The 10,068-nt window shown below is 70.3% G+C and carries 7 protein-coding genes; 5 read left to right on the top strand and 2 right to left on the bottom strand.

All coding sequences use genetic code 11. The annotated features are described in order from the left end of the window. Positions 1-293: 293 nt before the first annotated feature. Positions 294-1,304 carry a M48 family metalloprotease gene (locus tag B2742_RS01375; protein ID WP_292062115.1) on the top strand — a complete coding sequence of 337 codons (1,011 nt, stop codon included), beginning with the start codon at positions 294-296 and terminating at the stop codon, positions 1,302-1,304. 21 nt (positions 1,305-1,325) lie between these two features. Here B2742_RS01375 and B2742_RS01370 read toward each other — a convergent pair whose 3' ends face one another. Then, on the bottom strand, positions 1,326-2,867 hold the full coding sequence (locus B2742_RS01370) for a glucose/galactose MFS transporter (protein WP_292062113.1): 1,542 nt from the start codon (positions 2,865-2,867) through the stop codon (positions 1,326-1,328). A gap of 311 nt (positions 2,868-3,178) precedes the next feature. On the opposite strand from B2742_RS01370, the gene B2742_RS01365 reads away from it, so the two are divergent. The 4 genes from B2742_RS01365 (at position 3,179) to B2742_RS01350 (ending at position 9,111) form a co-directional block, all read left to right on the top strand. Further along, positions 3,179-4,438: an ammonium transporter gene (locus B2742_RS01365; RefSeq protein WP_292062110.1), complete on the top strand. Its 1,260-nt coding sequence runs from the start codon at positions 3,179-3,181 to the stop codon at positions 4,436-4,438. A gap of 141 nt (positions 4,439-4,579) precedes the next feature. Further along, positions 4,580-7,183: a DNA ligase D gene (gene ligD / locus B2742_RS01360; protein ID WP_292062109.1), complete on the top strand. Its 2,604-nt coding sequence runs from the start codon at positions 4,580-4,582 to the stop codon at positions 7,181-7,183. A gap of 39 nt (positions 7,184-7,222) precedes the next feature. Next, positions 7,223-8,245 (top strand): UbiA family prenyltransferase, encoded by a 1,023-nt coding sequence (locus tag B2742_RS01355; protein WP_292062107.1) that lies wholly within the window; start codon positions 7,223-7,225, stop codon positions 8,243-8,245. Positions 8,246-8,256: 11 nt separating this feature from the next. Further along, complete coding sequence (locus B2742_RS01350; protein ID WP_292062104.1) at positions 8,257-9,111, top strand: DUF3298 and DUF4163 domain-containing protein; 855 nt, start codon at positions 8,257-8,259, stop codon at positions 9,109-9,111. 11 nt (positions 9,112-9,122) lie between these two features. Here the strand turns inward: B2742_RS01350 and B2742_RS01345 are convergent, their stop codons facing one another. After that, entirely contained in the window at positions 9,123-10,064 is a 942-nt protein-coding gene (locus B2742_RS01345) for an alpha/beta fold hydrolase (protein WP_292062103.1), read from the bottom strand. Positions 10,065-10,068 lie beyond the last annotated feature (4 nt).

The following is a 10,068-nucleotide window of genomic DNA, read 5'->3' as shown; positions in this document are numbered from 1 at the left end:
CCGCCGCCGCCACAGGCGGCCAGCGGCAGACACAGGATCGCCACGAGCATGGCGGGAGCCAGCAGCCCAGTTCTTCGACGGACCTGCATACCCCACTCCAATTTACGCTGCCCCTTCCGAACCCTAACGCCTGCCTTTGTCGTCAGACAATGCCCGGCGGCTCCGAGGCTGCCGATTTTCGTGGGGAGGCGCCCGATCGGGGCCCGAGGCTTCCTGGCGGCCGGATCGCGGGCCGTCCGATCATGGCCCCCGGGGGCTTGGCAGCCCGGGGGCGGGGTCGCATGGTGCGCGGCATGCTCCTGCGGCCTTCCCCCACATCCGTTCCGGCCGTCCTGGCGTTGGCCGCGACCGTTCTGGTCAGCTGCGGTCCCGGAGCCCCCACGACGGACCCAGGCGTCGTCGGGGCTCCGGCCGAACAAAGACTGATCGCCCTGACGGATCTGGACCAGCGGGTCGCCCGGGTCGGCTATCGCCTGTCGGTCGCCAACGCCGCCCTATGCCCCGCTGTGCGCAACTCGGCCGGATGGCTGCTTCACGCCGCCAGCCAGTACAGCTCCGAACTGCGGCCGCACGCCGTCGCCCGCTTCGGTCTGGACGGCGACCTGCCGGGCCTACTGGCGGCGCCGGAGGGGTCGGCCGCGGCCCGCGCCGGCCTGCGCCGGGGCGATCTGATCCTCGCCGTCGACGGCGTGGCGCTGGTGCGAGGGGTCGACCGGCGTGCGGCTGTCTTTGAGGGTCTGGAGGCCAACATCAACCGCCTCGACCAGGCGCTGGCGCGCGGTCCGGTCGGGATCAGCTATCGCCGCGACGGGAACGACCATACGGCCTCCGTCGCCCCGCAGCGCGCCTGCGGCTACGACGTCCAGCTGGATCCGTCCGACGACCTCAATGCCAAAGCGAACGGCGAGCGCCTGTTCATCACCACGGCCATGGCCGGGTTCGCGGCCACCGACGACGAGCTCGCCATCATCCTCGGCCACGAACTGGCCCATCACGTCCTTGAACATCACGCCTGGCATGACGCCGAGACCCGCGGCCGCCAGACCCAGACCGTACCGGCCCTGTCCGACGCGCCCGGCGGCCCCGAGCGCCAGGCGGACCGGGTCGGCCTCTATCTCGCCGCCCGGGCCGGGTTCGACACGGCGATCGCGCCGGCCTTCTGGCGCCGGTTCGGGGCCTACAACTGGCGCGTCCGCTATCCCCAGTGGGGCCATCCCTCGGCCGAGGCCCGCGCCCGCGCCCTCGAGACGGCGCAGGCGGAGATCACGGCCCTGCGTGATGCGGGTGAGCCGCTGGTCCCCTGACGGCAGAAGGCGACGCCCTCGTCAGTGCGGCGACGGCGCGGCGACCACATCGATTTCGCGCACCGGCGTCCGGGCGGCGGCGATCGCGAACACGGTCAGGATGACGTAGCCCAGGGCCGGGATCAGGAAGGCCAGGTTCAGGCTGCTGAGGTCCGCCACCCGGCCGCCCAGCAGCGGCAGGATCGCCCCGCCGGCGATGGCCATGCACATCAGACCGGAGGTGGCGGAGGCCGGCGCCGACGACCGCTCCAGCGTCAGGGTGAAGATGGCCGGGAACATGACCGAGTTGAACAAACCCACGGCCAGCGCCGCGAACGCCGCGCTGACGCCCCCGGTCTGGGCGACGATCAGGCACAGGATGCCCGCGCAGGCGGTGCAGACCGCCAGCAGCACGCCCGCCGGGACCCGCGTCAGAAAGGCGCTGCCTGCGAACCGGCCCATCAGGGCGCCGGCCCAGTAGAGCGCCACCAGCCGTCCGGCGTCATGGATCAGCAGGCCCAGAGTGCGGTCGGAGTGCAGCAGATTGGTCATCAGGCTGCCGATCGTCACTTCCGACCCGACATAGACGAAGATCGCCACGGCCCCGAACACGGCCCATCGGGAGTTCAACGCCTTGAGGGGGGACCCGGCTGTCCCGGACGCGGCGTTGGCGCTCGCGGCCGTCAGCTTGCCGCGCACGGACCAGATGAAGACCCCCAGCAGGGCGAAGAAGACCGCCAGGCCGATGAAGATGGCGTCGATGTTGCGCAGGGTGGCCGCCCGGGACGCCGCATCCATGACCACCGGCGCCGCCCCCTCCATGGCGGTCGCCGCCTCGCGCGCGGCCGAGCCGGCATAGGCGCCCATGCCGCCGATGTAGTTCTGCAGAAAGATGACCCAACCGACGACCAGCCCGGCCGCGGCCCCGACCACCAGCCAGCCCTTCACGTCGCGTCGCAGCAGGCCGATGAGGAAGCCCGCGGCCAGGCCGATGCCGACACCCATCAGAATCAGCAGCAGCGCCGCGGGCGACGCCAGGGCGCTCACCCCGCCGACGGCGAAGATCCCGCCCGAGAGCATCACCGTCGCCCCCAGCAACGGCCCGATCACGGTGCCCAGCGAGTTGAACGCCTGGGACAGCACCAGCCGGAAATGGGACCCCTTCGGCGAGCCCAGCGACGCCGCCAGAGGGTTCGCCGCCACCTGCAGCAGGGTCACGCCCGACGCGATGACAAACAGGGCCACCAGCACGCCTGGATAGAAGTCCAGCAGGGTCGACAGCGGCACCACCAGCGCGCCCAGCACCATGACGGCGAGCGCGCCCACCACCGACCGGGCGTAGCCGAGCCGGGCCAGCACAGCGGCCGCCGGCAGGGATACGATCCCGTAGGCTGTGAACCAGGCGAACTGCGTCAGCAACGCCTCGGTGAAGTTGAGATCGAACACCCCCTTCACCGCCGCGATCAGCGGGTCGATCAGCGAGGTGGCGAAACCCCACGCGAAGAACAGGGTGGTTACATAGGCGAAGGCGAGCGGGGCGCCGGACGGACGGCCGTTGTGCGACGCGCTCTGGATATCGGTCATGACGGTCCCCGGTCGCCGGGCGGCGGGAGCCCGATCTCACCGCCCTTGGTTCCATCGGCGACCGGCCGCGTCCAGTGGTTTGAGGCGCGCCGTAACGAAAAGTGGCCCACGACCCTGCAAGCGCGGGCGAACGTCGGGCGGCAAGTCCATGCGCCCGCGCCGGGCCGCGCGTCAGACCGTGCAGCGCACCCTCACTTGCTGCGCCGCACACGAAATAATTTGCCTGCTGCACTGCAATAGAGTCACATCTCCAACCGCGGCGTCGAACGCGGTTCGGGCCGATTCCTGTCGCCAGACCCCGGACGCCGCGCATGACCCCAGCCTCCGTCGCCCCGCTCCTCGCCCATCAGGTCCCGCTGGCGCTGAACGAGGCCTCCGCCGCCTGGATCCTGACCTCCACCGCCCTGGTCCTGCTGATGACCCTGCCCGGTCTGGCCCTGTTCTACGGCGGCATGGTGCGGCGCAAGAACGTGCTGGCCACCATCGCCCATTCCACCGCCGCCATGGCCATCGTCACCGTTCTCTGGTTCATCGCCGGCTACAGCCTGTCGTTCGGCGCCGGCGGCCCGGCCACCAACGGCTTCATCGGCGGTCTGCAGGCCGCCTTCCTCAACGGCGTCACCCCGTCCACGGCCCACAGCCTCGCCCCCGGCCTGCCCGAGTTCCTGTGGATCGCCTATCAGCTGACCTTCGCCATCATCACCCCGGCCCTGATCGCCGGCGCCTTCGCCGAGCGGATAAAATTCTCGGCCTCCATCCTGTTCTTCTTCCTCTGGCACCTGATCGTCTATGCGCCGATCTGCCATCAGGTCTGGGGCGGCGGCTGGATGGGCTCGCTGGGCGTGCTCGACTTCGCCGGCGGGGCCGTGGTCCACGTCAATGCGGGCGTCGCCGGCCTCGTCGCCGCCCTCGTGCTGGGGCCGCGCCACGGGCATCAGCGGGACAATATGGCCCCGCACAATCTCGCCTACACCGCCATCGGCGCCGGCCTGCTGCTGGTCGGCTGGCTCGGCTTCAACGCCGGCTCGGCCTGGGCCGCCGACGGCATCGCCGCCCTCGCCGCCTTCAACACCCTTCTCGCCGCCGCCGCCGCCGCCATCGCCTGGACCGCCGTGGAGTGGATCGACCACAGGAAGCCGACCCTGCTGGGCCTGCTCTCCGGCCTCGTCGCCGGCCTCGTCGGGATCACCCCCGCCGCCGGCCTGGTCGACCCCAAGGGCGCCTTCATCATCGGCCTGGTGACGGGCCCCGCCTGCTACGCCGGCGCCGTCTGGCTCAAGCGCGCCCTGAAGTATGACGACAGCCTCGACGCCTTCGGCGTGCATGGCGTCGGCGGCATCGTCGGCGCCCTGCTGACCGGCGTCCTCGCCACGGCCGCCATCAATCCCGCCGCGGCCAGCGCCAATCTGCTCAACCAGGCCATCGGCCTGGCGGCCGTCATCGCCTGGAGCGCCGTCGGCACCTTCCTGATCCTGATGATCTGCAAATTCACCACCGGCCTGCGCGTGCCGAAGGAGGCGGAGATCGAGGGCCTCGACTACACGCAGCACGGGGAGACGGTTCACCCGTAGGGGGAGGCAGTAGGGCTTGGGCAGTAGGCATTAGGAAGTGCACGCGGCGCTCCCCCTCCACCTCTCCTACTGCCTACTGCCTACTGCCTACTGCCTACTCCTCGACGGCAACGCTCCCCGCCGACCCGCGTTCACCCCCTCATGGCAGCCAAGGGCGAACTCAAAACCTATCAGGCCAAGCGCAGTTTCGCTGAAACCCCGGAGCCGAAAGGCCGCAAGGGCCGGGCGAAGACCACCGCCCTGACCTATCTGATCCAGCGCCACGCCGCGACGCGGCTGCATTACGACTTCCGCATCGAGGTCGACGGCGTGCTCAAGTCCTGGGCCGTGACCAAGGCCCCGTCGCGCGACACGGCCGTCAAACGTCTGGCCGTCGAGGTCGAGGACCATCCGCTCGACTACGGGTCCTTCGAAGGGACCATCCCCTCGGGCAACTACGGCGCCGGCACGGTGCAGATGTGGGACCGCGGAACCTGGGAGCCGCAGGAGCCCGACCTCGACGCGGCCTTCAAGGAGGGCCAGATCAAGATGATCCTGCACGGCGAGCGGCTGCAGGGAAAATGGGCCCTGATCCGCCTCCGCTCGGACCGCGGCAAGCCGTCGAAGCGCAACAACTGGCTGCTGATCAAGGAGCGCGACGAACACACCGTCGAGGGCGAGGGCGACGCCAATATGGAGATCGACGCCTCCATCACGACCGGCCGCAGCCTGGCCGAGATCGCGACCGGCAAGACGCAGTGGACCTCGTCCAAGCCGGTCGCGCGCAAGGGTCCGGCCAAACCGCAGCCCGCCGCCCGCGAGGCGCATCTGGCCAGGCCGCCGGCCTTCATCCCGATCCAGCTGTGCAAGGTCGCCGACCATCCGCCCGCCGGGACCGGCTGGGCCCATGAGATCAAGTTCGACGGCTACCGCGTCCAGATCGCCACCGGCGGCGGCAAGGCGCGGCTCTACACCCGGCGCGGCCACGACTGGTCAGCCAAGTTTCCGGAGGTGGTGAAGGACGCCGGCTCATGGCCCGACGGCGTCATCGACGGCGAACTGTGCGCCCTGGCCGGGGATCACATGCCGGACTTCTCCGCCCTTCAGGCCGCCATCGCCGATGGAAAGACCAGCGGCCTGGTCTTCTTCGCCTTTGACCTGCTGTCGGAGGGGACCGAGGACCTGCGCAAACTGCCCCTGTCGCACCGCAAGGCCCGGCTTCAGGCCCACATCGACCGCATGCCGAAGGCGGCGAAGGACCGCGTCCGCTATGTCGACCATTTCGCCACCACCGGCGCCGCCATTCTTGAGAGCGCCTGCCGCATGGATCTCGAAGGCGTCATCTCCAAGAAGCTGGACGCCCCTTACCTTGCGGGCCGCTCATCCACCTGGCTCAAGTCCAAATGCCGGGGCCGCGACGAGGTCGTCATCGGCGGCTGGTCGTCCGAGGGCGGGACCCGCTTCCGCTCCCTGCTGGTCGGCGTCCAGGACAAGGACGACCTGCGCTACCTCGGCCGGGTCGGCACGGGCTATTCGGCGCCCCTCCTCAAGACCCTGTTGCCCGCCCTGAAGTCCGCCGCCGCGGAGACCAGTCCCTTCGCCGGCAAGGGCGCCCCGCGCGGGGGCCGCGACATCCACTGGCTGAAGCCGGTCCTCGTCGCCGAGCTGGAGCATGGCGGCTACACCGAATCCGGCTCGCTGCGCCACGCCGCCTTCAAGGGCCTGCGCGAGGACAAGACGGCGGCCGAGGTGACGGAGCGACCGCAGCCGCCATCGATCCCGGGCAAGACCTCGCCCCAATCCACCAAGGCCGCGCCGGACCTCCACATCCCCGGCGAACCCGCCCCGTCGGCCCGCACATCGTCAAAGGGCAAGGTCATCGTCGCCGGCGTCACCATCTCCAGCCCCGACAAGGTCCTGTGGCCCGCGGCGGACGGCAAACCCGCCATCACCAAAGCCGACTTGGCCCGCTATTACGAGATGGCCGCCGACCGCATCCTGCCTCACGTCGCCGACCGGCCCGTCTCCATCATCCGCGCGCCCGAAGGCATCACCGGCGAGACATTCTTCCAGCGCCACGCCATGCCCGGCGCCAACCCGCGGCTGAAGCTGATCGATGTGAAGGAGCGCAAACCCTATGTCGGCGTCCTCGACGTCGGCGGTCTGGTCGCCATCGGTCAGGCCGGCGGGCTGGAACTCCATCCGTGGGGCTGCAAGTCCGGCGATCCCGAGACTCCGGAACAGGTCACCTTCGACCTCGACCCCGACGAAGGCCTCGATTTCAATGACGTCATCCGCGCCGCGAAAACGGTGAAGAAGGCGCTGGAATCCCTCGGCCTGAACGCCTTCGTCAAGACCACCGGCGGCAAGGGGCTGCACGTCGTCGTCCCGATCAAGACCGACGCCCGCAGCCGCATCGAGTGGGACCAGTGCAAGGCCTTCGCCAAGGCGGTGTCCGAGCGCGTCCGCGCCGCAGATCCCGACCATTTCACCACCACCCTGGCCAAGAAGGCGCGGGGCGGAAAGATCTTCCTCGACTATCTGCGCAACGGCCGCATGGCCACCGCCGTCGCCCCCTGGTCCCCCCGCGCCCGCCCCGGCGCGGGCGTCGCCTTCCCCCTGTCCTGGGGCAAGGTGAAGACCGGCCTCGACCCCAGCGCCTTCACCCTCCACGACGCCGCCGCCCTGCTGAAGAAGCCCGATCCGTGGAAGGATTTCCGCGACGGCGCGGTGAACCTGCGGCCGATCCTCAAGAAGGTGCTCTGACCCTTCTTCGTGCGAAGCGAACCGGCTAGAACCTTGGCCATGACCTCCGCCCCGCTTCCCGACGCCCCGACGAACTGGGTCGACCGTCATGCGCCGGAAGGCCTCAAGCCGTGGCTGAAGCTCGGCCGCTTCGACCGCCCCATCGGCATCTGGCTGTTGCTCCTGCCCGGCTGGCAGGGCATCGCCCTGGCTCTGGCCCAGTATCGCAAGACGCCGGACCTCTACGACGCCTGGCTCTTCCTCGGCTTCGCCCTCGGCGCCTGCCTGATGCGGGCGGCGGGCTGCGCCTTCAACGACATCGTCGACCTCGACATCGACGCGAAGGTGGCCCGCACCGCCCTGCGTCCCATCCCCTCCGGCCGAATCTCGGTCAAACAGGCTTGGGCCTTCGTGGTCATATGCAGCCTGATCAGCCTGCTGATCCTGCTCACCCTGAACCTGAGCGCCGTCCTGCTGGGCGTCGCCTCCCTCGCCCTCGTCGCCGCCTACCCCTTCATGAAGCGGATCACCTGGTGGCCCCAGGCCTGGCTCGGCCTGACCTTCAACTGGGGCGCGCTGATGGGGTTCGCGGCGGCGACGGGGTTGCTCCCCTTCGCGCTCTGGCTGGTCGCGAAAGCCATGGTGGCTTCGGGACAATGGTACACCTACAGCGCAGCCACGGGCGTCAACGGTGAACTGGCCCTGTCGGCTGCCTTCCTCTACCTCGCCCTCGTCTTCTGGACCCTCGGCTACGACACCATCTACGCCCTGCAGGACATCGAGGACGACGCCATGGTCGGGGTGAAGTCCTCGGCCCGCCGCCTCGGCTCGAACGTCCGTGGGGGCGTCGGCGTCTTCTATTGCGCGACCGTCGGCCTGACCGTCGCGGCCGGCCTGGCCGCCGGGCTCGGGCCGATCTTCTACGTCGCCCTGCTGCCCCTCGCCGCCCATCTGTTCCGTCAGGCGCGCGACGTCCGCCCCGACGACCCGGCCCTCGCCCTGCGGCTGTTTCGCTCGAACCGCGACGCCGGCTTCATTCTGCTTTCCGCCATCATTTTCGGCGCTGTATCGTGGCCGTTCTGAAGGAGACCCGCATGACCTCCCCCATCCGTACGCTCCTGATCCTGGCCGCCGCGGCGACCGCCCTGTCGGCCTGCAACCGCGACAAGGAGCCCGCGCCGCCCGCCGCCTCCACGCCCGGCGAGACCGCGACCGTGACCCCGGCCGACGCCGCCGCGCCGATGGGCTTCGAGCTGAAGACGCCCTACGCCGATGTCCGTCTGACCCTGCCCGACGCCATCAAGCCCCAGACCGATCTGCACGCCCCCCTCTATGCCGAGGAGGTGCGCCAGCTGCGCCAGTTCATCGAGGGCGCCCAGGGCGAACTGACCGAGGCCGGGGCCGACACCGACCGGCCCAAATACGAAAAGACCGTCACGGTCACCGCCGCCCTTGAGACCGGCAAGCTGTTCAGTCTCAAACGGGTCGATTTCGACTATTCCGGCGGCGCCCACCCCAACACCCTGACCAGCGGCATCCTGTGGGACAAGGCGCTGAAGCGGCGGCTCGGCCTCGCGGCCCTGTTCCGCCCCGGCGCCGACCTGACGGTCCTCGACCAGGCCCTGTGTTCGGCCATCAACGCCGCCAAACGCGCCCGCGTGCCCGACAGCGCCTCCGTTACCATGGACGGCAAGGACTGGTCCTGCCCTCGCGCCGTCGACACCGCCTTCGTCCTGACCCCCGGCACGGTCCCGGGCAAGGCCGCCGGCCTGACCTTCCTGATCGGACCCTATCAGGTCGGTCCCTATGCCGAGGGCGGGTATGAGCTCGCCATCCCGGTCACCGGCTTCCGTTCGCTGCTGGCCGTGGCCTATGCCGACGAGTTCGGCGGCCAGCTGCTCAAGGCCGGCGACGTGACCCCGGTCCGGGCCGCGCCGCCGGCCGACTGAGCCGCCCTGCCTCAGTCGGCGAGGAACTGATCGACCAGTTCGGCGAACCGCGCCGGCTGGTCGGCCATGATGAAATGCCGGCTGCCATCGACGCGGATCAGCCAGACGCCCGGCAGGGCGGCGTATTCCCGACCCCACAGCGCGTCGGCCATCGCGGCCGGAGCGCCCCCGTCGGCGTCGGAAGCGTAGATCGCCCAGACCGGCGTCGTCATCGCCGGCAGACCCGGCCTCAGATCCGTGGTCATCACCTCGTGGATCGCCGCCGCCATCGCCTGGCGGTCCGAGGCCATCGACCACGCGACCATCGCCTCCCGCGTCGCCGGGTCCCGCGCCAGCCCGATCGCGGTCTGGCCCTGCTGCGCCTGGAAACCCGCCGCATCGGCCGCCAGAATCCCGGCCGCGGCCTGATCGGCGAACGGACGCGCCGTTTCGGCGGTGACCTGCGGCCCGAACAGGGCGCTGAAGAAGGGCAGGCTGTCCACGCTCATCACCCGCCCGACGGCCTCGGGATGCTGCTGGGCCAGCATCACCGCGGTCATCCCGCCCATCGAATGGCCGATCACCGCCGGCTTCTCCAGGCCCATCTCGCGGATATAGCGGGTCAGCTCATCAACGACCGGCTGGACGAACGGGCCGCCCTCGCCATGCGTCCACGGCTCGCCGGCGAACCCGGCCAGCTGCACCAGATGCACCCGGTGCGTCGCCTTCAGCCGCTCGGCCTCGGCCCGCCACACCTCGCGCGAAGAGCTGAAGCCGGGGATCAGGATGACATCGGGACCGGATCCGATGACCTCGACCGACAACCGGTCCGAGGCGAAGGCGGTCTGGGCGGCGAACGCCGCGGGTTCGGCGCGGGCAGCCAGGGCGACCGCCCCGGCCCCCAGGGCGACGGCGGAAGCGAGGGCAAAGGCGCGCAGCAGGCGGCCGCCGCCATGGCGGGACATGAACATCATGGTC

It is taken from the genome of Brevundimonas sp. UBA7664 (assembly GCF_002483305.1).
GTDB lineage: Bacteria > Pseudomonadota > Alphaproteobacteria > Caulobacterales > Caulobacteraceae > Brevundimonas.
This window is presented reverse-complemented; position numbering and strand designations above follow the sequence as displayed.